At 68.8% G+C, this 24,332-nt stretch carries 21 protein-coding genes; 12 read left to right on the top strand and 9 right to left on the bottom strand.

The window, feature by feature from the left end:
- Positions 1-1,146: a FecCD family ABC transporter permease gene (locus tag ACSYDW_RS04930; RefSeq protein ID WP_438337592.1), complete on the top strand. Its 1,146-nt coding sequence runs from the start codon at positions 1-3 to the stop codon at positions 1,144-1,146.
- A gap of 159 nt (positions 1,147-1,305) precedes the next feature.
- On the opposite strand, the gene ACSYDW_RS04925 is transcribed toward ACSYDW_RS04930, so the two are convergent.
- Positions 1,306-3,066 carry an ABC transporter ATP-binding protein gene (locus ACSYDW_RS04925; protein WP_438337591.1) on the bottom strand — a complete coding sequence of 587 codons (1,761 nt, stop codon included), beginning with the start codon at positions 3,064-3,066 and terminating at the stop codon, positions 1,306-1,308.
- On the bottom strand, positions 3,063-4,742 hold the full coding sequence (locus ACSYDW_RS04920) for an ABC transporter transmembrane domain-containing protein (RefSeq protein WP_438337590.1): 1,680 nt from the start codon (positions 4,740-4,742) through the stop codon (positions 3,063-3,065). Before ACSYDW_RS04920 ends, ACSYDW_RS04925 begins: the two co-directional genes overlap by 4 nt.
- A 195-nt stretch (positions 4,743-4,937) precedes the next feature.
- Here ACSYDW_RS04920 and ACSYDW_RS04915 point away from each other — a divergent pair, with 195 nt between their 5' ends.
- From ACSYDW_RS04915 to ACSYDW_RS04905, 3 genes are all read left to right on the top strand, one after another.
- Entirely contained in the window at positions 4,938-5,723 is a 786-nt protein-coding gene (locus ACSYDW_RS04915; RefSeq protein ID WP_438337589.1) for an ABC transporter ATP-binding protein, read from the top strand.
- Positions 5,724-6,040: 317 nt separating this feature from the next.
- Positions 6,041-7,216 carry an NAD(P)-dependent malic enzyme gene (locus tag ACSYDW_RS04910; RefSeq protein WP_438337588.1) on the top strand — a complete coding sequence of 392 codons (1,176 nt, stop codon included), beginning with the start codon at positions 6,041-6,043 and terminating at the stop codon, positions 7,214-7,216.
- Between the two features lie 157 nt (positions 7,217-7,373).
- A complete protein-coding gene (locus ACSYDW_RS04905) occupies positions 7,374-8,153 on the top strand; it encodes a Gmad2 immunoglobulin-like domain-containing protein (RefSeq protein ID WP_438337587.1) in 780 nt (259 codons plus the stop codon).
- Between the two features lie 94 nt (positions 8,154-8,247).
- Here the strand turns inward: ACSYDW_RS04905 and ACSYDW_RS04900 are convergent, their stop codons facing one another.
- Complete coding sequence (locus ACSYDW_RS04900) at positions 8,248-9,675, bottom strand: amino acid permease (protein WP_438337586.1); 1,428 nt, start codon at positions 9,673-9,675, stop codon at positions 8,248-8,250.
- A 234-nt stretch (positions 9,676-9,909) separates the two neighbouring features.
- Here ACSYDW_RS04900 and ACSYDW_RS04895 point away from each other — a divergent pair, with 234 nt between their 5' ends.
- From ACSYDW_RS04895 to ACSYDW_RS04885, 3 genes are all read left to right on the top strand, one after another.
- Complete coding sequence (locus tag ACSYDW_RS04895; RefSeq protein WP_438337585.1) at positions 9,910-10,755, top strand: HpcH/HpaI aldolase/citrate lyase family protein; 846 nt, start codon at positions 9,910-9,912, stop codon at positions 10,753-10,755.
- A gap of 177 nt (positions 10,756-10,932) precedes the next feature.
- A complete protein-coding gene (locus ACSYDW_RS04890) occupies positions 10,933-11,466 on the top strand; it encodes a DUF2231 domain-containing protein (RefSeq protein ID WP_438337584.1) in 534 nt (177 codons plus the stop codon).
- A 7-nt stretch (positions 11,467-11,473) separates the two neighbouring features.
- Positions 11,474-12,094 carry a class I SAM-dependent methyltransferase gene (locus ACSYDW_RS04885; protein ID WP_438337583.1) on the top strand — a complete coding sequence of 207 codons (621 nt, stop codon included), beginning with the start codon at positions 11,474-11,476 and terminating at the stop codon, positions 12,092-12,094.
- A gap of 34 nt (positions 12,095-12,128) precedes the next feature.
- Here ACSYDW_RS04885 and ACSYDW_RS04880 read toward each other — a convergent pair whose 3' ends face one another.
- From ACSYDW_RS04880 to ACSYDW_RS04860, 5 genes are all read right to left on the bottom strand, one after another.
- Positions 12,129-13,682: a long-chain-fatty-acid--CoA ligase gene (locus ACSYDW_RS04880; protein WP_438337582.1), complete on the bottom strand. Its 1,554-nt coding sequence runs from the start codon at positions 13,680-13,682 to the stop codon at positions 12,129-12,131.
- A 112-nt stretch (positions 13,683-13,794) separates the two neighbouring features.
- Positions 13,795-14,451, bottom strand: coding sequence for an SDR family oxidoreductase (locus tag ACSYDW_RS04875; protein WP_438337581.1), 657 nt, complete (start codon positions 14,449-14,451; stop codon positions 13,795-13,797).
- 87 nt (positions 14,452-14,538) lie between these two features.
- Positions 14,539-15,003: a ribonuclease E activity regulator RraA gene (rraA, locus tag ACSYDW_RS04870; RefSeq protein ID WP_438337580.1), complete on the bottom strand. Its 465-nt coding sequence runs from the start codon at positions 15,001-15,003 to the stop codon at positions 14,539-14,541.
- 228 nt (positions 15,004-15,231) lie between these two features.
- The gene (locus ACSYDW_RS04865; protein ID WP_438337946.1) at positions 15,232-15,492 is read right to left on the bottom strand and encodes a GlsB/YeaQ/YmgE family stress response membrane protein; all 261 of its coding nucleotides are present in this window, start codon (positions 15,490-15,492) and stop codon (positions 15,232-15,234) included.
- Positions 15,493-15,669: 177 nt separating this feature from the next.
- Positions 15,670-16,518 carry a fumarylacetoacetate hydrolase family protein gene (locus ACSYDW_RS04860; protein WP_438337579.1) on the bottom strand — a complete coding sequence of 283 codons (849 nt, stop codon included), beginning with the start codon at positions 16,516-16,518 and terminating at the stop codon, positions 15,670-15,672.
- Between the two features lie 629 nt (positions 16,519-17,147).
- Between ACSYDW_RS04860 and ACSYDW_RS04855 the strand changes: the two genes are divergently transcribed.
- The 5 genes from ACSYDW_RS04855 (at position 17,148) to ACSYDW_RS04835 (ending at position 21,524) form a co-directional block, all read left to right on the top strand.
- Positions 17,148-17,789, top strand: a complete 642-nt coding sequence (locus tag ACSYDW_RS04855; protein WP_438337578.1) for an ABC transporter permease — start codon at positions 17,148-17,150, stop codon at positions 17,787-17,789.
- Entirely contained in the window at positions 17,782-19,068 is a 1,287-nt protein-coding gene (locus ACSYDW_RS04850; protein ID WP_438337577.1) for an ABC transporter ATP-binding protein, read from the top strand. Before ACSYDW_RS04855 ends, ACSYDW_RS04850 begins: the two co-directional genes overlap by 8 nt.
- Positions 19,061-19,843 (top strand): ABC transporter permease, encoded by a 783-nt coding sequence (locus tag ACSYDW_RS04845; protein ID WP_438337576.1) that lies wholly within the window; start codon positions 19,061-19,063, stop codon positions 19,841-19,843. Before ACSYDW_RS04850 ends, ACSYDW_RS04845 begins: the two co-directional genes overlap by 8 nt.
- 2 nt (positions 19,844-19,845) lie before the next feature.
- Entirely contained in the window at positions 19,846-20,838 is a 993-nt protein-coding gene (locus ACSYDW_RS04840) for a glycine betaine ABC transporter substrate-binding protein (protein ID WP_438337575.1), read from the top strand.
- 71 nt (positions 20,839-20,909) lie between these two features.
- Complete coding sequence (locus ACSYDW_RS04835) at positions 20,910-21,524, top strand: nucleotidyltransferase family protein (protein WP_438337574.1); 615 nt, start codon at positions 20,910-20,912, stop codon at positions 21,522-21,524.
- On the opposite strand, the gene ACSYDW_RS04830 is transcribed toward ACSYDW_RS04835, so the two are convergent.
- Complete coding sequence (locus ACSYDW_RS04830) at positions 21,483-24,329, bottom strand: molybdopterin-dependent oxidoreductase (protein WP_438337573.1); 2,847 nt, start codon at positions 24,327-24,329, stop codon at positions 21,483-21,485. The genes ACSYDW_RS04835 and ACSYDW_RS04830 overlap by 42 nt on opposite strands.
- Positions 24,330-24,332 lie beyond the last annotated feature (3 nt).

The following is a 24,332-nucleotide window of genomic DNA, read 5'->3' as shown; positions in this document are numbered from 1 at the left end:
ATGAAAAGGGAGAACACGCTCATGCTCACGGACCTGGCTGCGGATCCCGCCACGCGGGAGGAACGGCGGGAAGCGCCGCACCCGCCCGCGCAGGCTGCGCGGATCGACTTCGGCGAACGCGTCTGGCGGCTGCGACTGGGGGCGCACGGACCCTCACTGATGGTCCGCGCGCGGCCGGCCCTGACCGGTGCCGCCGCGGTGCTGCTCATCGGGGCGCTGGCGGTAGCCGGAATGTCCATGGGCAGCTTCGTGCTCAGCCCCTCCGAGGTCCTGCAGACGCTGCTGGGGCAGGGCACGGCCAAGACGGAGCTGGTGGTCATCGAGTGGCGACTGCCGCGCGTGCTCATGGCGATAGTGATCGGCGGGGCCCTGGGCATCAGCGGGGCGATCTTCCAGTCGCTGACCCGCAACCCGCTGGGCAGCCCCGACATCATCGGATTCAACGCCGGCGCCTACACCGGCGCGCTGGTCTCCATGCTGCTGCTCGGCGGCGGTTTCGTGTCCACCACCATCGGCGCCTTTGCCGGAGGGCTGGCCACGGCAGCTGTGGTGTACCTGCTGGCGTTCAAGCGCGGGGTGCAGGGCTTCCGGTTGATCATCGTCGGCATCGGCGTCAGTGCGATGCTCGGCTCCATCAACACGTGGCTGCTGATCAAGGCGGAACTGCACCTGGCCATGATGGCGGCGATCTGGGGATCCGGCTCGCTGAACACCGCGGGCTGGGAACGCGCTGTGCCGCTGCTGCTTGTCGCGGTGGCGCTGGTGCCGGTGCTGATGCTGCTCTCGCGGCCTCTGCAGGGCCTGGAAATGGGCGACGACGCGGCCGCTGCACAGGGCATCGGCACGGAGCCGGCCAAGCTGTGGCTGCTGGTGGTCGGCGTGTGCCTGACGGCGATCTGCACCGCCGCGGCCGGGCCCATCGCGTTCGTGGCGCTTGCGGCCCCGCAGATCGCCCGGCGCATGACCGGCAGCGGCCGCGTGTCCATGCTGTCTGCGGGTGTCTTCGGTGCCCTGCTGCTGCTGGCCAGCGACCTGATTGCCCAGCACGCGCTCTCGCCCATCCAGATGCCGGTCGGCGTTGTCACGGTGGCCTTGGGCGGGTTGTACCTGGTGTGGCTGCTCTTCCGCGAGGCCAAGCGCAGCTGACCTGAACCCGGGCCGCCACGCGGCGGCGCGATGCGGGGAACAACACGAGGGGACGCCCACCGGATGGTGGGCGTCCCCTCGTTCCTGTGTGCGTCGTGCGTGGTGGCGCCGTGTCTTTGTGTGGTGTCCTTGTGCCGTCTCCTCTGGCGCGGGGGAGGGCTAGCTTCGGGCGCTCCAGGCGGCCCACAGCGCGGCGTAGGTTCCGTCCGACTCCAGCAGTTCCGCGTGGCTGCCCTGCTCCACGATCCGCCCGTCCTCCATGACCAGGATGCGGTCCGCCCGGGCCGCCTGGGAGAGCCGGTGCGCCACCACCACGCCGGTGCGTCCGCAGGTGATGCGCGTGGCAACGCGTTCCATCAGGGCGGCGTTCGCCGACCCCGCCTCCGCCGTCGCCTCGTCGAGCACCACCAGGCCCGCCCGGTTCAGCAGCGCCCGGACCAGGGCCAGGTGCTGCGTTTGTTCCCCGGTCAGCTGCAGACCGCCGTGTCCCACCACTGTCTCCAGCCCCTCGGGCAGGGCCAGGACCCAGTGGGCCTCGGCCGCGTTCACGGCGTGGACCAGCTCCCCGGTGGTGCTGGCGGGGGCGGCCAGCAGCAGGTTCTCGGCAATCGTGCCGCTGAAGACGTGCACCTCCTGGCTGACCAGCAGGGTGCTGTGGCCCAGCCGGGGGGCGTCCCCGGCATCGAGCAGCACGGTTCCGGCGCTCGGTTCCAGGCTTCCGGCCAGCACGCGTGCCAGCGTGGTTTTCCCGGCGCCGCTCGAGCCCACCAGGGCCACCAGCTCACCCGGGGCGATGACCAGCTCGAAGTCGGTGATCACGGCCGGGGAGTCCTGGTAGCCGGCGGACAGGCCGCTGACCACCACGCCCGGTGCGGTCTGCCGCGCGGTACCCGGCACGGGGCCCTGCAGCCCGCGGTCCGAGTCGATCAGCCCGACCAGGCGGGCGAGCCCGGCCCCGGCCTTCTGCAGCTCGTCGACGTTGGCCAGCAGGGCGCCGATCGGGCCGAACAGCCGGTGGAAGAACAGTGCCGCAGCGGTCGCCGCACCAATGGTGACGGCATCGGCGCGCACCAGGAAGAACCCGGTGGTCAGGATCGCGGCCATCCCCAGCAGTTCGGCCATGTTCAGCCACCCGTAGAAACGCGTGGAAACCAGTACCGCCTTCAGCATCAGGGACACGGCGCCGCGGCTTGAGTCGGCAACCGCGGATTCGTGGTGCCGCTCGGCGCCCAGGGACCTGATGGTGTCCGCGCCGCCGGTGGCCTCGAGCAGGTGCTGGCCGCGTTCGGCCTCCGCCACGCGCATGGCCCGGTAGAGCGGGCCGCTGCGGCGCAGGAAGGTGCGCAGCGCCAACACGTGGATGGGCACACACAACAGGGTGACGGCGGCGAACCGCCAGTCGAGCACGCCCAGGCCCAGCAGCGTGAGGGCGATGGTGAACAGCGCGGAAATGAAGGTCGGCAGGATCCCGCCGATGGCCTCGTTGGTGGCGTCCACGTCGCCGGACACCCGGGACACCAGGTCGCCGCTGCCGGCGCGTTCCAGGCGTTCCTGGGGCAGCTCCATGGCGGATTCGAAGACCTCCTCGCGCAGCTGGGCCAGGCCGCTTTGGCCCAGCCGGGCCAGCAGGACCCGGGAGATGCCGGTCAGGATCCCGGTGGCTAGCGCCGCAACGAACAGCAGCCCCAGCGAATTGAGCAGCGCCTGCGAGCCGCGCCGGGCGGAGACGACGTCCACTATCACGCCCAGCAGCGCGGGAATCGCCAGCCCCGTCAGGGCAACGCACAACAGCGTGAATGCCGTCAGTGCCACCAGCCAGCGCCTGGCCCCGAAGATCCGGATGACATGTCGCCAGGTGGTCCGACCGTCGGCGATCGGCAGCCTGTCTGACGCGGGGACAAGCGTGGTGGGCTCGCTCATGGGTTTACTCCGGCCGTGTGCAGGGATGTGGTGTCGATGACGGTGTCGCAGGCCCCCAGCAGCAGCGGGGAATCCGAGATGACAAGCAGTGCCGCGTTCCGCAGGGTTCCGAGTGCCGCGGCGATGCGCGCCTCGCTGACGGAGTCCAGGGCCGTGGTCGGGTCGGTGAGTACGATGACGGGCTGGGGCTGGTGCAGGGCGCGGGCCAGCAGCAGCCGCTGGCGCTGGCCGCCGGAGAGCGCACTTCCCTGCTCGCCGACGCGTGAGTCCAGGCCCTGTGGGAGCCGGGCACAGATCCCGGCCAGGCCCGTGGCGTCCAGCACGGCGTCCAGTGGCTGGGCCGCGTGAAGGTTTTCGCGGATCGACCCGGTGAAGATCGCCGCGCCGTGGTCGGCAACGAACACCGTGGAGCGCAGCGCCGCACGGCCGCCGGCGGAAACGCCGTTGACCAGTAGCCGGGCGTCGGAGTCGTTGGTGCGACCGGCCAGCAGCCCGGTCAGCTCGCGCGCGGTGCGCGCATCGGTGCGCAGGCCCGTGATGCTTCCGGGCAGCAGCCGGATATCGGGGTGGTTCCCCCCGCCGCGGACCAGCAGCTCGCCGAAGGGCGCCGTCCCGGCGGCAGTCGGATCGGTGGACGCCGGCTGCGCGTCGGCACCGACCTCGGTGGTCAACAGCGCGGCAATGCGCTTGGCCGCGGCGCGTTTCTGGGCGAGCGCTGCCGGGTAGTAGGCCAGGGAGCTGAGTGGCTCCTGGATGAACTGGGCCAGCCCCACCACGGTGACCAGCTGGCCGATGCTGATCCCGCCGGCCAGCGTCATGGATGCGGCAACCCAGGTGATCGCGGCCAGGAACAAGGCCCCCATGCCCAGGGTGACGGTGGAGAAGAGCGCCTCGGATTTCGCCGTGCCCAGGGCCGCCTGCAGCGAGGCCCTGCTGGTTTCCTTGTAGCGTTCGGTGGCGGTGCGGGTGGCGCCCAGTCCCTGGAGCACACGCAACCCCGTGACAAGGTCGGTGGCAAGTCCCGTGGCCTCGGCGGCGCGTTCCTGTTGCAGGTGCGTGCGGCGCTCCAGCGGGGCGGTGATGAAGTGCATGAGGACCAGGAACACCACGGTGGCGACCAGCACCAACAAGCCCAGCTGCCAGGAGATCAGCAGCAGCGAGGCCGCCGCAGTGGCGAGCGCCGCGAGGCTCGCGCTCATCTGGGAGATGGTCCAGCTCAGGCCGGCGGTGATGGAGGTGTCCGAGGTGGCGATGTTCAACGTCCGCCCGGCACCGAACTGCTTTCCGGTGGCCCGCGGATCGAGCACCTTGGCGATGACCATTTGGCGCAGCGAGTGGTCGCCGAAACCGTAGACGCGGTTGGTCAGCCGGTAGCCGTGCCGCCAGCTGTAGGTCAGCGCCAAGAAGAGGCCAACCAGTCCGCCGAGGGTCCAGAACAGGGCGCCGAGGTCCGAGGGCCCGATCGCCTTGTCGATGCCCACGCCGATCAGCACCGGCACCAGGGCCTCGCAGACCTGGTGGACCATCAGCAGGACCGTGGAGGCCCCCAGTCGAAGGCCGCGGCCTTCGGCGAATGCACCATGGCGCAGGGCGTGCTTGCCTTGCGTGATGGACGAGAAATCCGGGGACACATCCGACCCGGCGGGGCGGTTTTTGTTGTTTTTTGTTGGGGCCACCCCAAGAGCCTATGCAATGCCCGTGGGCCGGGCTGGACATGCTGTGTCGCCAGACGGACACATCGGCGGAAAACGGCATGGATCGGCGGTTTTTCCTGCTTTGCTTGTGCTGTACGCAACGCCGGAAACCACAGCACGCCGGCTTCGAGCAGTCGCCCCGCAGGGGGAGTCGACCACACGTGAAAGTAACGTTCCATGGCACTTGCAGCAGAGACCATCACCCTGGGTTACGACGACCGGGTGATCTCCCGGGACCTGAGCGTCGAGATTCCCGAGGGCGCCTTCACCGTGATCGTCGGACCCAACGCGTGCGGCAAGTCGACGCTGCTGCGGGCCCTCTCGCGGCTGCTCAAGCCCCGGAACGGTTCGATAGTCCTTGACGGGCGCACGATCCATTCCTACAAGGCCAAAGAGGTCGCCCGGAAACTGGGCCTTCTCCCGCAGACTTCCACGGCACCGGACGGGATCTCGGTCGCGGACCTCGTGGCCCGCGGCCGCTACCCGCACCAGTCGATGATTCGCCAATGGTCGCGGCACGACGAGGCAGCGGTGGTGGAGGCCATGGCCGCCACGAACGTCACGGCGCTGTCCGGGCGGCAGGTCGACGAGCTCTCCGGCGGCCAACGCCAACGCGTCTGGGTTGCCATGGCGCTGGCCCAGCAGACCCCGACGCTGCTGCTTGACGAGCCGACGACCTACCTGGACATCGCCCACCAGATCGAGTTGATGGAACTCTTCAGCCGGCTCAACCGCGAAAACAACCAAACCATGGTCGCCGTCCTGCACGACCTGAACCACGCCTGCCGCTACGCCACCCACCTGATCGCGATGAAGGACGGAAATGTTGTCGCGGCGGGCAACCCCTCAGAGATCGTGACGGCGGACCTTGTCGAGGAGGTCTTCGGCCTGCCCTGCATGATCATCCCCGATCCGGTGACCCACACGCCCCTGGTGATCCCGCTGGGATCCGCAAAAAGCTAGGCCAGGTACGCCCGGAATCCGGCCGCATCCGGCGGGGGATGGCCGGCCGGCCGCCACCGGCCGCGGGCGCGCTGGAAGGCGTTGGTGAAATCTCTGGCCAACGGATGCGGCCGTGCACTAGTGTGTACGTCAAGGTCTAAAGAAAGTACTGACCAGTGCGGCACTGCCGTCAGCCCCCACCCCGGGCCGGCACACGCACAGCGAGGCGAAGAAAGAGCGTTCGGCACAACGACGTGCGGACCAGGCTCTCCAAGCCCGACGACCCAGTGGTTCGTTTCCTCGCATCCCCAACATTCAGAACTTTCAAGGAGACTTCCATGTCTGTCGACACCCCCGTTAACGCCGCCGCCACCATCACCGACGCCGAAATCTTCGACGCCCACCTCGGCGGCAAGCTGACCATCCAGAGCACCATGCCCCTGGCATCCAAGCGCGACCTTTCCATCGCCTACACCCCGGGCGTCGCCCAGGTTTCCCGCGCCATCGCGGCGGACCCTGGCATGCATGCCACCCACACCTGGGCCTCGCGGCTGGTGGTCGTCGTCTCCGACGGCACCGCGGTGCTGGGACTCGGCGACATCGGCGCCGCGGCCTCGCTGCCCGTCATGGAAGGCAAAAGCGCGCTCTTCAAGGAATTCGGCGGGCTCGACTCGATCCCGCTGGTCCTGGACACCACCAACGTGGACGAGATCATCGAGACCCTGGTGCGCCTGCGCCCCAGCTTCGGTGCCGTGAACCTCGAAGACGTCTCGGCCCCGCGCTGCTTCGAACTGGAGGAACGCCTCATCGAGGCCCTGGACTGCCCGGTCATGCATGATGACCAGCACGGCACCGCTGTCGTGGTCCTGGCCGCGCTCATCAACGCGGCGAAGGTCGCGGGCAAGACCTTCGGGCAGATGCGCGTCGTGGTCTCGGGCGCCGGTGCCGCGGGCATCGCCGTGGCCGAGATCCTCATCCGTGCCGGGGTGGGCGATGTCGTCCTTGTCGATTCCAAGGGCACCATCCACCGCGACCGCGACGACCTGAACACCATCAAGGCCAAGTACGCGTCGCTGACCAACCGGGACGGGATCATCGGCGGCATCCGCGAGGCCCTCGAAGGCGCCGACGCCGTGGTCGGGGTTTCCTCCTCCAAGTTCGCCGAGGAGGACCTGGCCCGGATGAACGAAAACGCGATAATCTTCGCCCTGTCCAACCCGGACCCGGAAGTCATGCCGGAGACCGCACGCAAGTACGCGGCTGTCGTCGCGACGGGGCGTTCGGACTTCCCGAACCAGATCAACAACGTGCTGGCGTTCCCCGGCATCTTCCGCGGCGCCCTCGATGCCGGTGCCCGCCGCATCACCCCGGAAATGAAGATCGCAGCGGCCCACGCCATCGCAGCACTGGCGCAGGACAAGCTCTCGGTGGACTACATCGTCCCCTCGCCGCTGGATCCGCGCGTCATGCCGGCCGTCGCCGCGGCGGTCGGCCAGGCCTCACGGGAGCAGTAGGCGGCACCCCGGCCTCGCGGACGGCTCCGTGCCCGGACCACCCCCAAGCGGTGTCCGGGTACGGAGCCGTCCGCGTCCAGGGCACGCCCCGAAACCACCACCGACCCGCGGCCGCCCGGGATTGTTGGAGGGCCCCGCACGGCGTTACGGTGCACCCATGAACCAAGACCCAGCACCCGTGGCCCGGGGCAGGAAAACCGTCCTGGTGCTGCTGGCCACGGCGCTCGCGGCGGTTGGTACCTGGTTCGCTATCGTGTCGATGAACAGGGACGGCGGCCCCGGCGCTGGCGGCACGGAAACCCCGGTGCCGCCCCTTGCTTCCACGGCATCACCGGGCCCCTCCGCCACCTCGGAGTCCCCGGCGCTTCCGGTGCTTCCGTCTGCCGAGGCGGCGACGGTCGTTTGGCCGGATCCCGGGGGCACGCTGCGCTACGGGACCCCGGAGTCCGCGGCCGCAGGTTTCGCGAAGGAGCTGGCCGGGTTCGCCGAGCCGGTCTATGGCACATTCATGCAGGGGGACGCCCGTTCCGGCGAGCTGGAAGTCCGCTCCAGCGAGGGCGGGGCGGTGACCACCGTGATGTTGCGGCAACTCTCCGACGGCACGTGGTACGCCATCGGGGCAACCAGCAGCGAGATCAGGCTGGATGCGCCCGCGGCCGGTGCCGTCGTCGGCTCCCCGCTGGAACTCTCCGGATCCTCGCGCGCCTTCGAAGCTGCCGTGGGGGTCGAGGTCCGTGCCCACGGGCGGCCGGTGCCGCTGGGAACCGGACTGGTGATGGGCGGGGCAGGACCGGACCTGGAGCCGTTCAGCGGGAGCCTCGAGTGGGAGAATCCCGGCAGTGGCGGCGGCACGTTGTTGCTGTTCATCGCCAGTGCCGCGGACGGAAGCGCCTGGACGGCCGCTGCGGTGCCTGTCTCGTTCGCCGCGCAACCCTGACCCTGCCCGCGGCACTCGACGGAAAGGTCCCGGCACGCAAAACGGCGGGCGGGACCCCCGTGCCGGGGTCCCGCCCGCCGTGGGGCATTGGGGGTTATGCGTCGATGCGTTCCTTCGGTGCCGCCTGCTCCGAGGCAACCTTGGTGCGGTGCTCCTCACGCAGGAGCCGGTGTGCCGGGGTGCGGCGCACCGCCAGGTAGCCGATTCCCACCAGGGCGAACCAGGCGGGGGTGATGAGCAGCGCCTGCAGCGTATCGGCCTGGGTCGTCAGCGACCACAGCACAAAGCCGAAGAACGCCAGCACCACGTACGGCATGAAGGAGCCCCCGGGAACCTTGAAGGTGCTCGCCCGGTGCAGCTCGGGGCGGCGGCGCCGGAAGACGATGTAGCTGATGAGGATGATCGACCACACGAACATGAAACACAGTGCGGAAACCGTTGTGACAAGCGTGAACGCCTGCGAGACCGAGCCTCCCGCATACAGCAGCGCCACGGCCGCCAGCAGGAACATGCAGGAGAACACCAGCGCATTGCGCGGGACCCGGCTCGCCGAGAGCTTCCGGAACGCCTTCGGGGCCGAGCCCTCGCCCGCCAGCCCGTAGACCATGCGGGAGGTCGAGTAGATGCCGGAGTTCGCGCTCGAGGCGGCGGAGGTGAGCACCACGAAGTTCACGATTCCGGCGGCCCCCGCCAGCCCGGCCAGGGCGAACATCCCCACGAACGGGGAGTTCTCCGCATCGAACCTGTCCCACGGCTGCACGGCCATGAGGATGAGAAGGGAACCCACGTAGAAGAGCAGGACCCGCACGGGGATCGAGTTGATGGCCTTGGGCAGGGTCGTTGTCGGGTCCTTGGTTTCGGCGGCGGTGGTGCCGACAAGCTCGATTCCCACGAAGGCGAAGACGGCAATCTGGAAGCCGGCAATGAAGCCCGTGACCCCTGTGGGGAACATCCCCCCGTGCTCCCACAGGTTGGCGAAGGAGGCCTGGGTGCCGTTGTGCTCGAAGCCGGTGAGGATCAGCGCCAGGCCGATGACGATCAGCGCGGCGATCGCCACGATCTTGACCAGCGAGAACCAGAACTCCGTCTCGCCGAAGGCCTTGACCGTCGGCAGGTTCAGCGCGAGCAGCAGGGCGATGGCGACAAGCGCCGGGATCCAGAGGGAGAGCCCGCCCCACCAGAAGGTGACGTAGTGGGCGATCGCGACGACGTCGGCGATGCCCGTGACGACCCAGCAGAACCAGTAGGTCCAGCCGGTGAAGAAGGCCGCCCAGGGGCCCAGGAGGTCGCCGGCGAAGTCGGAGAAGTTCTTGTAGTCGAGGTTGCTCAGGAGCAATTCACCCATCGCCCGCATGACGAAGAACAACATGAAGCCGATGATGGCGTAGACAAATATCACAGAGGGGCCGGCCACGGAAATGGTTTTTCCCGACCCCATGAACAGTCCGGTGCCGATGGCACCGCCGATGGCAATGAGCTGGATATGGCGGTTCGTAAGCCCGCGTTCTAGGTGCGGAGACATGGGCTCCGCCGTACGTGTTTCGGGCATGGTGATCGAGCTTCCTGCTGGCGGGCCGTGCTCAGATGTCCACTCTGCGGCCCTGCGGTTGGTGCACGCAATCAGCCACCGATGTGGCGTCCTGCACCAAAAGGTTACGCCCGCCGGGGATGGCGCCGGTCCCGCGGGCCCCCGGGAGCGGTCACGGAGACGCCGCCGGGTGGAAGGTTGGGCGGTGAACTCGGTAGGCTATCTGATATGGCATTCCGTAACCGTCGCGCAGCTTCCCTTCCCGCCAAACTTTCGCGCTCTTGGCTGCTCGTCAATGCCGCGAAGCCGGAAGACTTCGCGCCGGCGCTTGCCTCCGAGGCCGACTCCGTCATTTTCGACATGGAGGCGGCGGTTCCGGACGACCAGAAGGACGCGGCCCGCGAGAGCGTCGTGGAGGCCCTCTCCACCGGCATGACCGCATGGGTCCGTGTCAACGGCATCGACACCGACTTCTGGGCCAAGGACCTTGCCGCCCTCTCGAAGACCCCGGGCCTGCGTGGCGTCATGCTGGCCATGACCGAGAAGCCCGAGCAGGTCACCTACACCGCGATGCGCCTGCAGGCCGGCACCCCCGTGCTCGCACTTATCGAATCCGCCGTCGGCATCGAAAACGCGACGGCCATCGCCTCGGCCCCGGGAACCTTCCGCCTGGCCTTCGGCGTCAACGACTTCCGCAAGGACACCGGCGTCTCCGGCGACCCGCTGGCCCTGGCCTATGCGCGCGGCAAGCTGGTTGTCGCCTCCCGCGTCGGCAAGCTGCCGGGCGCCATCGACGGCCCGCCGGCACCGGGTGCCGGTGCAGAAGAGGTCCTGTCGGATGCGGCGGTCACCGCCTCCATGGGCATGACCGGAAAGCTGGCACTGTCCCGCACCCAGGTCGACGAGATCAACCTGGGCCTCTCGCCGAGCGCCGACGAGCTGCACTGGGCCCACGACCTGCTGGACGCCCACGCGGCCGGCGCCTCCGTGGGCGACGGTTCCTACCTGCCGCGCCTGGCACGTGCGCAGAAGATCGCGGACCTGGCCGACTCCTACGGACTGTGGAACGCCTAGAAAGCCACTTCGGCCCGGCTCCGGGCCACCTGCCGCGGCCTCCGCTCCGACTTTCCCCCTCCAACGGGGGCGGGCCCGGGACGGGGGCCGCGGTTTTTGCCTATCGGGGGAACCTGCCGCACGGTCAGCCGCGGTTTCCCTGTACTGGGATGGCGCACCGGCGTAGCGTACGGAAGCATGAACAACCTGTCGCTGCCGCAACGGGCGGCCCGGGCGGTGGGGGAGAACCAGTTCTCCGAGAGGGTGGCCGTCGCCCAGGAAAAAATCTACGCACCGCTGCTCGGCTGGGCCCGGCGCAGCGTGCTCCACACCGGGGTCCTGGGCCACTCGGTGCATCCCGCACTCACCGACGTGACGCTGGGGTGCTGGGTTTCCGCCTCGATCCTCGATGTGGCAGGGGGTGCGGCGTCGCGCCGGGGAGCCACGCTCCTGGTCGGGGCCGGGTTGCTGGCGGCAGGGCCGACGGCACTTGCGGGTGCCGGCGATTGGGCAGGAATGTCGGGTGACGAGCGGCGGATCGGCGCCGTGCACGCGCTCGGCACCGACGCCGCAGTTTTCTTGTTCCTGGGATCGCTGCTCGCGCGCCTGCGGGGCCGCCATGGGCTGGGTGTGCGGCTGGGCCTTGCGGGAAACGCCGTCGCCGCCGGAGCCGGGTTCCTGGGCGGGCACCTGGCGCTGAACCGTGGAACCGCACGCCGGGGCACGGGATAGCGGGCCCATGTCAACCCTTTACGAACGCCACGTGCTGCCGCGGCTCATCGCGTTTTCCTGCGGTGCCAAGACGTTGGTGCCGCTGCGCGAGCGGGTGTGCGCTTCTCTGCGCGGAAACGTGGTGGAGATCGGGTTCGGCTCGGGCAGCAACCTGGGCCGCTACCCGGAGGCGGTCCAGCGCGTGGTGGCCGTCGAACCCTCGGACGCCGCCTGGAGGATGTCGGCCCGGGCCCGCGAGGCATCGCCGGTCCCGGTGGTGCGCGGCTCGCTGGACGGACAGCACCTGGCGGAGGCCGACGGGAGCTTCGATGCCGCGCTGAGTACCTTCACGCTGTGCACGATCCCGGACCCGCTGGCGGCGCTGGCCGAGCTGCGCCGGGTGCTGAAGCCCGGCGGGGAGCTGCACTTCCTGGAGCACGGGCTGGCCCCGGACGCGGGGGTTGCGCGCTGGCAGCACCGGATCGAACCCGTGCAGCAGGCGCTGGCCGGCGGCTGCCACCTGACCCGGTCGAATGCCGAAATGCTACGCGAGGCCGGTTTCCGCATCACGAAGCTGGAAACCTTCTACCAGCCCGGCGTTCCGCGCATCGAGGGCGCTTTCAGCCTGGGCACTGCCGCGCGCGACTGAATGCGCTGCGCGCGGATTCCCGCCGGGCGGGGGCCTACGACTCCTGGTACCTGGCGACGAGCTCGCGCTTGAGGATCTTGCCGCTGGGGCCCAGCGGGAACTCGGCGAGGATCTCCACGCGGCGGGGGAACTTGTAGGCCGCGAGCCGCGATTCGCCGTAGGCGCTGATCTCCTGCCCGCTCAGCGTGCTGCCTGCCACGAGGGTCACCGCTGCGGCAACTTCCTGGCCGTGCTTCTCGTCCGGGACGCCGAAGACCGCGACGTTGACGATCTCCGGATGGGTGATGAGGGCTTCCTCGACCTCGCGCGGGTAGACGTTGTAGCCGTTGCGCAGGATCATGTCCTTCTTGCGGTCCACGATGGTGAGGTAGTCGTCCGCGTCCTTGGTGCCCAGGTCGCCGGTGCGGAACCAGCCGTCCACGACGGCCTCCGCGCTGGCCTCCGGGCGGTTGAGGTAGCCGGAGAAGAGCAGGTGCCCGCGCACCACCAATTCGCCGAGTTCCCCGCGCGGCAGCAGTTCGATGGAATCGTGCACCTCGGCGCGGGCGATCTCCACCTCGACGCCCCAGATCGGCTGGCCGATGGTGCCGGGGCGCGGGTCCTTGCCCACGTGGTTGAAGCTGGCCACAGGGGAGGTCTCGGTCAGCCCGTAGCCCTCGTGGATGAGCGCGCCGAAGCGGGCCTTGAACCCCTCGAGAACCGTCAGCGGGAGCGAGGCGCCGCCGGAGACGGCGTAGCGCAGTGCCGGGGAGGCCTCGGGGCGGGACTTTGCCGCCTCCAGGAGCCCCACGTACATGGTGGGGACGCCGGCGAAGATGTGCACGCCCTCGTCGAGCACCATGGACAGCGCGGCCTCGCCGGTGAACTTGGGCATCAGCAGCAGCTCGGCGCCGGCGCGCAGCCCCGCGTTGAGCACCACGGTCTGCCCGAAGGTGTGGAAGAGCGGCAGGCCGCCGAAGATCTTGTCGCCCACCCGGATGTCCAGGGTGTTGAGCAGGATGACGTTGACCTGTTCCACCAGCGCCAGGTGCGTGCCCAGGGCGCCCTTGGGCTTGCCGGTGGTGCCGGAGGTGTAGAGGATGGTGGCGATGTCCAGCGGGTTGCGCGGCAGGTAGGTGTCGACCGGCGTGGTGGTCGCGGCCAGGTCCTCGAGGCGCGGGAAGTCGCCCGGCTCCGGGGACAGCACCGTGAGCACCGCGGCCCCGGCGGCCTTGGCTCCGGGTGCGCCCTCGCCCAGCAGCGGGGCGGCGCAGACCATCAGCTTCACCTCGGCGTCGGTGAGCATGTACTGGATCTCGTGGCGCTTGAGCAGCGCGTGGATCGGCACTGCGACGGCCCCCAGGGACAGGACGGCGTAGTAGACGCGGGCGAAGTCGGTGACGTTGGGAATCAGCACCGCCACCCTGTCGCCCTCGCCGATCCCGGCGTCGCGCAGGACGCCCGCGTAGGCGCGCGTCTGGTCCCACAACTCCCCGTAGCTGGTGCTCACGCCGCCCAGGGTGATGGCCGGGCGGTCGGTGTGGCGACGTGCCGATTCGGCCAGGATGGCTGCGACTGACAGGGTTGCGTTTGCGGTGGGGGTGTTCACTGCTGCGACTCCAGGAGGTTGGTATGAGCTGAGTCACACCAGTCTTTCGTGGCACTCGAGTTCATGTCAAGGAACTGGGTTTCATTTCGGCGGGGCCGCGCGCCTCCCGCGCTCAGCCGCCCGTGGCGGCGAGGGCGCGGGCTACGGGAACCGTGCCGTCTGTGAAGTTGATGGTGCGCCCGACCGTCGATGGGTCATCGAGCGCCGCCACGATCGCCAGTGCGACGTTGCCCCGCGAAGTCGAGGTGTCCCCGGCGGTGTCCGGCTCCGGGTCCAGAAGCCCGCTGGGCTCGTCCAGGGTCAGCGCCCCGGGGCCCAGGATCGTGTAGTCCAGCCCGCTGGCGCGCAGGTGCTCGTCGGCGGCGATCTTGGCTGCCATGTATGGGTGGAAGGGGTCATCCAGCGGCACCAGGTACTCGAGGTCCGCCGTCAGGAACGAGACCATCACGTAGCGCCGGGTGCCAGCCAACTCGGCCGCGTTCATGGAACGGATCGCCGCGTCGCGGTCCACCGCGTAGGTGCGATCCGGGTTCCCGCCGCCGGCCCCTGCGGACCAGACGACCGCGTCGGCGCCGCCGAGGGCTTCCGCCAGCTCGGTGGCGGTGGCGCTTTCCACATCCAGTACCAGGGCAAGCGCGCCGGTGTCCGCGATGTCCGGAACATGGTCCGGGTTGCGGACGATCGAGGTGACCTCGTCCCCGCGGTCCGCCAGGATTCGTGCTGCGAGCAGGGCGATCTTGCCGTGTCCGCCGATGATCGTGACCTTCATGGTGCTGCCTGCTTTCGTTGGGGAAACCCGTTGGTCGTGCGGCGCGGAAGCCGTTGTCCGCGAAACCGCCCGCGAGATGATGACTGGTCAGGAGGTGACGAGGATTCCGTCCTCGTCGCTCCACAGCGTTGCGCCGGGGGTGAAGACGACCCCTCCGAAGTCCACGACGACGTCGACGGCGCCGACCGAGTCCTTGGCGCTCTTGCGCGGGTTGGACCCCAGGGCCTTGATGCCAAGGCTAGTTTCCGCCAGCGCCACGCGGTCCCGGATGGCCCCGTTGATGACGACCCCCGCCCAGCCATTCGCGACCGCCGCGGCGGCGATCATGTCACCCATGAGGGCAGACTCCACGGACCCTGCCCCGTCGACCACCAGGACCGCACCGGCGCCGGGGGAGTTCAAAAGGGACTTGACCAGGCCGTTGTCGCGGTAGCAACGCACCGTACGGATGGGGCCGGAGAACCGGGGATGTGCGCCGAAGTTCGAGAGCTGCAGCGAGAGCGACTGCAGTGTTTCGTCGGCATCGAGAAGATCGCAAGTAGTGAAGCTCATGAGCCCAGCCTACGATTCGGGCATCGAAAAATCCCGGGGTGTTACGCAGGATGCGCATCGCCGAGGACCCGCCGGGCGGATGCCCGCCTGGCACCGGCTCGATCGGAAATGCCGTTCCCGGGCGGACCGCGCGGTGGGACGGGGCGTCTCCGAACCGGGAACCGCCGCCGGGGGAACGCGAAGGAGGCCCCAGCCCCGAAAGGTTGAAGCCCCCTTCTCATGCATGGACTACGCCTTTTTGCGCGTCAACAATCCCCAGACCACGAGAACGATCAATGACCCACCGATGGCCAGAAGCCACGTGGAAAGGGACCAGAATTCGCTGATGTTCACGTCGAAGATCATTGAGCCGAGCCAACCACCCAGCACCGCGCCGACCACGCCCAGCAGCATCGTGGCGATCAGGCCGCCACCTTGGTCGCCCGGCTTGATGGCCTTCGCAATAGCGCCGGCAATGAGGCCCAGAACAATCCAGCCAATGAATCCCATGACTTGTCTCCGTTCGGATGAAGTTACGTCGTTCAGTTTCGGCATCGCGATCCGCGTGGAGAGCCCCGGTGGGGGCGTCTTGCCTGCGGTCCGCGACACGCCTTGGTACTGGAGAGAGTACACCTGGATGTTTCCAAAGGGCAGGTGGCGAGGTGTTCTGTCTTCCCGGGCCCGGCGCTAGAGGAAGGTGTTGCGGCTGGTGCCCAGGGATTCGATCTCCGTTTCCAGGACGTCGCCGGGCTTGAGCCACGGGTGGCGGCCCGCGTCGTTGCGGCGGCCCAGCGCCACGCCCGCGGGAGTGCCGGTGAGGATGACGTCGCCCGGGCGCAGCTCGTTGGGCACGGACAGGTATGCCACGAGCGCTGCGGGGGAGAAGACGAGGTCCGATGTCGAGTCTTCCTGGACGACCTCGCCGTTGACGCGGGTGGTGATCCTGGCACCCGGGGTGAAGTCCTCGACGCTGACAAGCCATGGGCCCAGTGGTGATGCCGCGTCCCAGCACTTTCCCTGCGTCCATTCGGTGCTGCGGCCCTGGTAGCCGCGCATCGACACGTCGTTGGACACCGCGTAGCCGGCGATGTGGTTGGCGGCCTCCGACTCGGGGATGCGGCGGCCCGCGGTGCCGATGATGATCGCCAGTTCGCCTTCCCAATCGATCCTGTGGTCCTCGGCGGGGATTTCGATGTCGTCGTTGGCGCCGGTAAGCGAGGATGCGAACTTCGTGAAAACCGTCGGGAAAGAAGGCTCCTGCTTGCCGACCTCGGCAATGTGGTTCCTGTAGTTCAGCCCGATGCAGTAGACCTTGGCGGGGTTCAGGATCAGCGGGGCGTAGTCGGCCGAGTCGAGCGGAACCGCGGTGTCGAGGGAGACCGCTGCATCGAGTGCGTCCATGCGGTCCGCTTCGGATGCGGCAAGGAACGCACCGACGTCGGCAAAACCGGCGAGTTCGAAAGCGGAATCGCCTTCGACGAGGGCGGCAAAGGTCATCTCCGTGGCACCGGCCCGGCGCAGCGTTGCAAGTTTCATGGATTCATCACATCACAGGTGTGCCGGCGCCGGGTTGAACACGGCCCGCCGTGCCACTCCGGCGTCGAGGGGCCTTCGGGGCGGGAAGGTGCGTGGCCTTCCGTCCCTGCCGGGATCCGTGGGCCTTTTCCCGCCAGTGCGGAGGAGGCGTTCCCCAGGATATTTGCAGGGTTTCAAGGTTCGATTTTGTCTCTCATGCTGAACTATTTCAAGGAAATATTAAATCAATATTTGTCTCGATTTCGAGGATTAATTCGGAAAGATTCGAGGTGTTCCACGAGGCTCTCCGCACGCTGGTGGCGGTGGGGGCGGAGGAATCCATTTCGGCACATTTGACCGGCTCCCAGGGTGCCCGGGAAGCCGTCATCCTTGCGGTTCCAGACTGCGGAATCGTGTGCCTTTTCAAGGTTTTCTTGGTGCCTTCGGCGGTGGACCCCCGATGTCCTCCCGGCCAGTGGTCAAGCAGCATCTTTTGAGAAGGCGCGGCTAAGGATTTTCATTCGTTGCGGCCGCCCGAGCGCGACCCCGGGTGGATATCTGACCTTGAATCAGGCTATGTTTGCTCAGTATCGAAGGGCCCTTGGGCCCGCGAGAGCGTGCTACGTAACCAAAGTGAAACAGGTCTTGATGTGTATGAATTTATTGGCGAAAGATATCGCCAAATACTGTTTGCCTCCTGGCAACATTTCTCCCTCGTTGTGCAGTGCCTGATCCTCGCAACGATCATCGCCGTGGGAATCGCGGCACTGGTTTACCGCAGTAAGCCCCTTTCATCCCTGGCCAACGGGGTGTCGGCCATCGGCCTGACCATTCCGTCCTTTGCGGCCATCGGCCTGCTGATCGTGCCGTTCGGATTCGGCGTGACCCCGGCGGTCATCGTCGTGGCCTTTTTCGCTGCGCTTCCCATCCTCCGCAACGCCATTGTCGGACTGGCCGGGATCTCTCCGGCGACGGTGGAATCGGCGCGCGGCATCGGCATGAGCCGCATGCGCACCCTGGCCACCGTCGAGCTGCCCATGGCCTGGCCCATCATCCTTTCGGGAATCCGGGTATCGGCCCAGATGGTCATGGGTGTCGCGGCCATTGCCGCCTACGCACTGGGCCCCGGACTCGGCGGTTTCATATTCTCGGGCCTTTCACGGCTGGGTGGAGCCAACTCGCTTGAATCCGTCCTGGTCGGAGTCGTCGGAGTCATCATTCTGGCGGTTGTCCTTGATCTCATCCTGGTCGGCATCGGCCGACTGACTACCCCGCGAGGTATCCGTGTCTGAAAACAACGGCGCCGTCACCGGCGCATCCATCCTGCTTGACGAAGTCACCAAGCAGTACCCGGGACAGGCCAAGCCGGCCGTCGGCGGGTTGACCCTGGAAATCCCCGCCGGAAGCATCGTCATGTTCGTGGGCCCCTCCGGGTGCGGCAAGACCACGACCCTGAAGATGATCAACCGCCTGATCGAACCGACGGGCGGCAAGATCGTGATCAACGGCGACGACGTCACGAAGATGGACGGCGACACGCTGCGCCGGCGCATCGGGTACGTGATCCAGGCCGGCGGCCTCTTCCCGCACATGAGCGTGGCCACCAACATCGGGATCGTTCCCAAGATGCTGGGGTGGGACAAGGCCAGGATCGCGGCCCGCGTCGACGAACTGCTCGAGCTGGTCTCCCTGGACCCCTCGGTCTACCGCGACAGGTTCCCCGGGGAGCTCTCCGGCGGCCAGCAGCAACGCGTGGGGGTGGCCCGCGCACTGGCCGCCGATCCTCCGGTGCTGCTGATGGACGAGCCCTTCGGTGCGGTGGACCCGATCACCCGCCAACGCCTGCAAGACGAGTTGCTGAACATCCAGTCCGAGGTGCAGAAGACCATCGTCATGGTCACCCACGACTTCGACGAGGCGGTGAAGCTCGGAGACTGGATCGCCGTATTCGACGAGGGGGCCCAGCTGGTCCAGTACGATTCCCCGGAACGGATCCTGGCCAACCCCGCCAACGAGTTCGTCGAGAACTTCATCGGCTCCGGCGCCGGGCTCAAGCAGCTGACGCTCACCCGGGTGAACGAGGTCGAGTTGCGCGACGCCGTGACCGCGCAACCCGGCGAGCTGGCCAGCGACGTGCTCTCGCGGGTGCAGGGGGCCGGCGCATCCCAGGCCGTGGTCCTGGACCCGCGCCGCCGCCCGATGCGGCTGCTCACCCGCCGGCAGCTCTCCCGCCTGGCGATCATCGACGAGACCCGCGATGCGGGGGTCCCGACGGTCGGCGACCAGGCGACCCTGAACGACGCCCTGGACACCATGCTGGTGGCCAGCTCCGAAATCGCTGTGGTGACGGGCCGGCGCGATGCCTACCTCGGCGTCATCAACGTGCAGACCGTCATGGCGGCGATCTCCGCGGCCCACGCCTCGGCCGAGGCGGGCGCCGGCGACGCACCGGTGGGCCTGAACTCAGGGGCCATCCCGTCAATAGCGGCGGAAAACGTCATGGCACCGCAGAACCAGGCGGCCAGGAACGCGGGCGAGGACCTGCTGCGCCCGGGGGCCAGTCATGAGTAGCACTGCGGCGGCCATCCTGCAGACCACGTCAAACGCCTCGGCGCAGCGTGCGGCACGGCCCTGGCGGGTGCTGGGCCTGCAGCTCCTGGGGATCGCTGCGGCACTCGCCGCGGTGCTGCTGTGGCTGGCGAACGCGGAGCTGAGCGACACCGAGCGGATGACCCTGGACCCGGCAACGCTCTGGGGCTACACGCTCGAACACCTGAAACTGACAATCGTCGCGGCGCTGATCGTCCTGGCCATCGCGATCCCGCTGGGCATCGTGCTGACCCGGCCCTCGATGCGCCGCTTCAGCGGACCCGTGATGGTCGTGGCGAACATGGGCCAGGCGGCGCCGGCCATCGGCCTGGTGGTCCTCCTGGCGTTTTGGCTGGGCTTCGGCTTCTGGGCGGCCATCGTCTCGCTGGTGCTCTACGCGATCCTGCCGGTGCTCTCCAACACCATGGTGGGCCTGCGGCAGGTCGACGAACGGCTGGTGGAGGCGGGCCGCGGCATGGGCATGGGCTCCCTCGCGGTGCTCTTCAAGGTCGAGTTGCCGCTGGCGGTCCCGGTGATGCTTTCGGGCATCCGCACCGCGCTGGTGCTGCTGGTCGGCACGGCAACCCTTGCCTCATTCATCAACGGCGGCGGCCTGGGCATCCTGATCACGACCGGGGTGAACCTTAACCTCACCACGGTGTTGGTCGCGGGCTCCCTGCTGGTGGCGCTGCTGGCACTGCTCGTCGACTGGCTGGGCCGCGTCGTCGAGCATGTGGCCCGACCGAAAGGACTCTGAACATGATCGCCAGGAAATTGATGGCGTCCGTTGCGCTCACGCTTTCCGCGGGCCTCCTGCTGGCCGGGTGCGGCCTGTCTCCCGCCGCCTCCTACGTCCCGGCGGCCGGCCCGGGCAGCATCCAACCCCTGCCCGGCGTGGAGGAGAACGCCTCCATGACGGTGACCAGCAAGGCATTCACCGAGCAGCTGATCCTTGGCAAGATCGCGGTGCTGGCCGGGAGGGCCGCGGGCTTCAAGGTCGAGGACCTCACCAACGTCCCCGGCAGCCAGCCGGCCCGGGAGCTGCTGCGCTCCGGCCAGGCCGGGATGATGTGGGAGTACACGGGGACCGCGTGGATGACCTACCTGGGCCACGAGGAAGGCATCGCCGACCAGAAGGAACAGTGGCAGAAGGTCCACGACCAGGACAAGGGCAACGGCGTTCTCTGGGGCGGGCCCGCACCCATGAACAACACCTACGCCATGGCGGTCCGCAGCGAGGCGGTGGAGGAGCTGGACGGCATCACCAAGCTCTCCGAGCTGAAGAAGCTGGACCCCAAGGACCTGACCTTCTGCGTCGACGCGGAGTTCAATTCGCGCCTCGACGGGCTGAACCCCATGCTGGAGCTCTACGGGCTCGAGCGCGGATCCGCCGACTCGGTCCCCGAATCGAATGTGGGTGTCTACGACACCGGTGCGATCTACAGCGCCACCGATGCCGGGGACTGCAACTTCGGCGAGGTCTTCACCACCGACGGGCGCATCCAGGCGCTGGACCTGACGGTGCTGGAGGACGACCTGGGCTACTTCCCCGCCTACAACGTGGCACCGGCCTTCAACCAGGAGTTCCTGGACAAGTACCCGGGCCTGGTGGAGGTCTTTGCACAGATCTCGCCGCTGCTCACGGACACCGAATTGCAGGCCATGAACCTGGAAGTGGACGTCAACGGCCGCGAACCGGCCGATGTGGCCTTCGACTGGATGGTCAAGCAGGGCTTCATCTCCGAGCCGTAGCGGGGATCCGCGGCCGCGTGCCGTGGCGGGGTCGCATGCACATCCCCGAAGCTGCGCCCTAGGATGGGCAGATGACCATCCCCGCCACCCGGACACCCTTCCACGGGCTCGTGCTTGCCGCGGGCTCCGGCTCCCGGCTGGGCCGCGGACCCAAGGCGCTGCTGCGCAAGGGCACCGGCGAAACGCTGCTGGACTCGGCCATCCGGGCCCTGCGTCTGGGCGGATGCGACAACGTCGCGGTGGTGCTCGGTGCCGAGGCCGAACGCGTGGCGGCGCACGTGGGTGATGCCGGGGTGAAGGTCCTTGTCAACGGGCAGTGGCCCACCGGGATGGGCTCCTCGTTCGCGCTGGGGATGGCCGCGGTCCCGCCCGGCGCCGGAGTGCTGGTGGCCCTGGTGGACCAGCCCGGTCTGGATTCCGCACTGGTCCGGAGGCTGCTGCTGGAGCACCGGGACGGCCGGATCACCGCCGCCGGCTACCGGGAGGGACACGGTCCCCTGAAGCGCGGGCACCCGGTGCTCTTCGCCGCCGAACACGTCTTGCCGGCGGCGGAATCCGCCGCCGGCGATGCGGGTGCCCGGGCCTACCTGGCGGCACACCGGGAGCTCGTGGACCTCGTCGATTGCTCGGACCTGGACACGGGCTCAGACGTTGACACCGTCCTGGACCTCCACCTGCTCGGCTAGGAGCAGCGGCGGTACCTTGCCCGCGGCCCGCAGCGCCAGGTAGATGTCGTCGCGGCGGATCGGGGTCCGGGTGAACCTGATCCCCGTGGCGTCGCGCACCGCGTTGGCGAGCGCCGGCGCCACCGGGTTGAAGGGGCTTTCGCTCATGGACTTGGCCCCGCGCGGGCCCAGCGCATCGGAGGTCGCCGCAAAGTAAACCTCGCTGCGCGGCACGTCGGCGAAGGTCGGGATGTGGTACTGCCGCAGTACCTCGGTTTCCACCCGTCCGCCCTCGTCGATGAGCACTTCCTCGTAGAGGGCGGCCCCGAGCGCCTGGGCGATGCCGCCCTCGATCTGGCCGCGGCACTGCCGGGGGTTGAGCACGACTCCCGCGTCCGCCGCCTGTACGCTCTGCAGGATGCGCAGTTCCCCGGTGCGCGCATCGATTGCCACCCGGAAGCCGTGGACGTTGAAGGCCACCGAGCGCGGCGTGCCGCCCCAGCGTCCCTCGGCCCGGTGCCGGCCCGTGGGCCCCGCCGCGGCCAGCAGCTCCGCGTGGGGAACCAGCGTTCCGGCGCAGGACACACCCGCCGGGACAAGCCTGCACTGCGCCACGGGCACCCCGGCGATGTCCGCAGCTACCTCACGCAGCTGCAGGGCCAGGGCCTGCGCCGCGGCAAAGGTCGCCTTGCCGGCCACCACCGTCCCGGCCGAGCCGAAGGCACCGGTGTCGTGCTCGGTGAGCCCGGTGTCCGACTGCCGCAGGAGCATCGATTCCGCGGCGGTGCCCAGGGCATCCGCGGCCAGCTGGGTGTGCACGGTGGAGGTCCCGTTGCCGAACTCGGCGGTGCCGACCTGCAACAGGAAACGGCCGTCGCCCAGGGACTCGACGGTCGAATGCGAATAATGCCCGCGCGGGGGAACCGTGGCGATCATGGACAGCGCGGTGCCCTCGCCGACCAGCCAGTTCCCGTCCAGCTCCCGCCCGTCGGCACCGCGTGCGGCACCGCGGGCCAGGGCGTTGCGGGCCAGCTCGACGCACTGGTCGAGCCCGTAGGACCCGTACAGCAGGTCCTCCTCCGGCTCGTCGTGGAGCGAGAGGATCGGGTCCCCCTCGCGCAGCATGGCATTGGCCCGGAACTCGAGGGGGTCAAGGCCCAGGCGCCGGGCGAGCTCGTCCAGGGCGGACTCCACGGCGAAGATCGTCTGGCTCAGGCCGTAGCCGCGGAAGGCCCCGGCCGGCACCGTGTTGGTGTACACGGCCGCGGCATCCACCTTCTTGTTGGCGGCCTTGTACACGGCGATGGACTCGGAGCAGCCGTGGAACATGACCCCGGGCGCGTGGTTGCCGTAGGCGCCGGTGTCCGTGAGGACCTCGATGGCCAGGGCCGTCAGCTCCCCGTCCCGGTTTCCACCCACGCTGACCTTGACGTTGAAGGCGTGGCGGGTGGTGGTGGCGGTCAGCACCTCCGGGCGGGTGAGCTCGAGCTGCACCGGGCGGCGCAGCCGCGCCACGGCCAGGGCGACGACGTCCTCCACCAGGACCTCCTGCTTGCCGCCGAAGCCGCCGCCGACGCGGCCCGCGACGACGCGCACCGCACCGGGGGCCAGCCCGAGGATCCGCTCGAGCGTGCGCTTGACAAGGAACGGGACCTGCGTGGAGGTGCGCACCGTGAGGACCCCCGCCTCGTCGAACCACCCGGTGGCGGCGTGCGTCTCCAGCGAGACGTGCTGCACGCGCTGGGTGTTGAAGGTTTCGGTGTAGCTGGCGTCGCTGCCGGCCAGCGCGGCCTCCACGTCGCCCATCTCGTGGTGCACCTCGGCCACGATGTTGCGCGTCGCATCGGCGATGCGCGAGGCGGCGGGCTTGTCCCCGTGGATCGCCGGGGCACCCTCGGCGATGGCCTCGAACGGGGAAAAGACCGCGGGAAGGACCTCGTAGTCGACCCGCAGCGCCTCCACCCCGGCCTCGGCGAGGGCCACGGAATCGGCAACGACGGCCGCGACGCGCTGGCCCTTGAAGCGGACCACGGAATCGAAGACGAACGAGTCGTCGGGGTCGTCCTCGATGAGCTCGTGCTGCGCTGCCGAGTAGGCAACGCCCGGGTCGTCCACGTGGCTCAGCACCGCCCGGACCCCGGGGATGGCCAGCGCCGCTGTCGCGTCGACGTGCAGGATGCGCGCGTGGGCGTGAGGGGAGCGGGCAAGTTTCATGTGCAACAGGCCCGGAAGCTCCCCGGCGGGGATGTCCAGGGCGTAGCGGGCCCGGCCCGTCACGATCGCCTGGGCGGCGGGTGCCGGGACATTGCTCCCCACGGTGCCCGCCGCGGCGGGAGTGGCGCCGTCCAGGGCGCAGCGTTCCTCCGGCGGGTGCGAACAGCCGTCCCCGTCGCGTCCCAGCACGGCGTCCTCGATGGCGCGGTAGCCGGTGCAGCGGCAGAGGTTTCCCTTGAGGTTCCGGGGCAAATCCTCCAGTTGCTGCTCGTCGAAGGTGGAGGCCGTCATGATCAGCCCGGCGGTGCAGAAGCCGCACTGGAACCCCTGGGCCCTGGCGACCTGCTCCTGCAGGGGAGCCAGCGACCCGTCGGTTCCCTGGAGGGCTGCAAGGCCCTCGATGGTGGTGACCTCGCGGCCCTCGGCGCGCACCGCGGGGTAGATGCACGAGTGCACCGGGAGTGCGTCGACGTGGACGGTGCAGGCGCCGCAGTCCCCGCCGTCGCAGCCCTTCTTCACGCCCAGTGCGCCCTCGGAGCGCAGGAAGGTGCGCAGGCACTGGCCCGGTTCGGGGATGCCGGCGGCGGGTTTCCCGTTGATGTTGATGGACATGGG

This window comes from Paeniglutamicibacter selenitireducens (assembly GCF_051550675.1).
Lineage (GTDB): Bacteria > Actinomycetota > Actinomycetes > Actinomycetales > Micrococcaceae > Paeniglutamicibacter.
The sequence above is the reverse complement of the archived record's forward strand: the minus strand, read 5'-3'. Positions and strand labels throughout refer to the sequence as shown.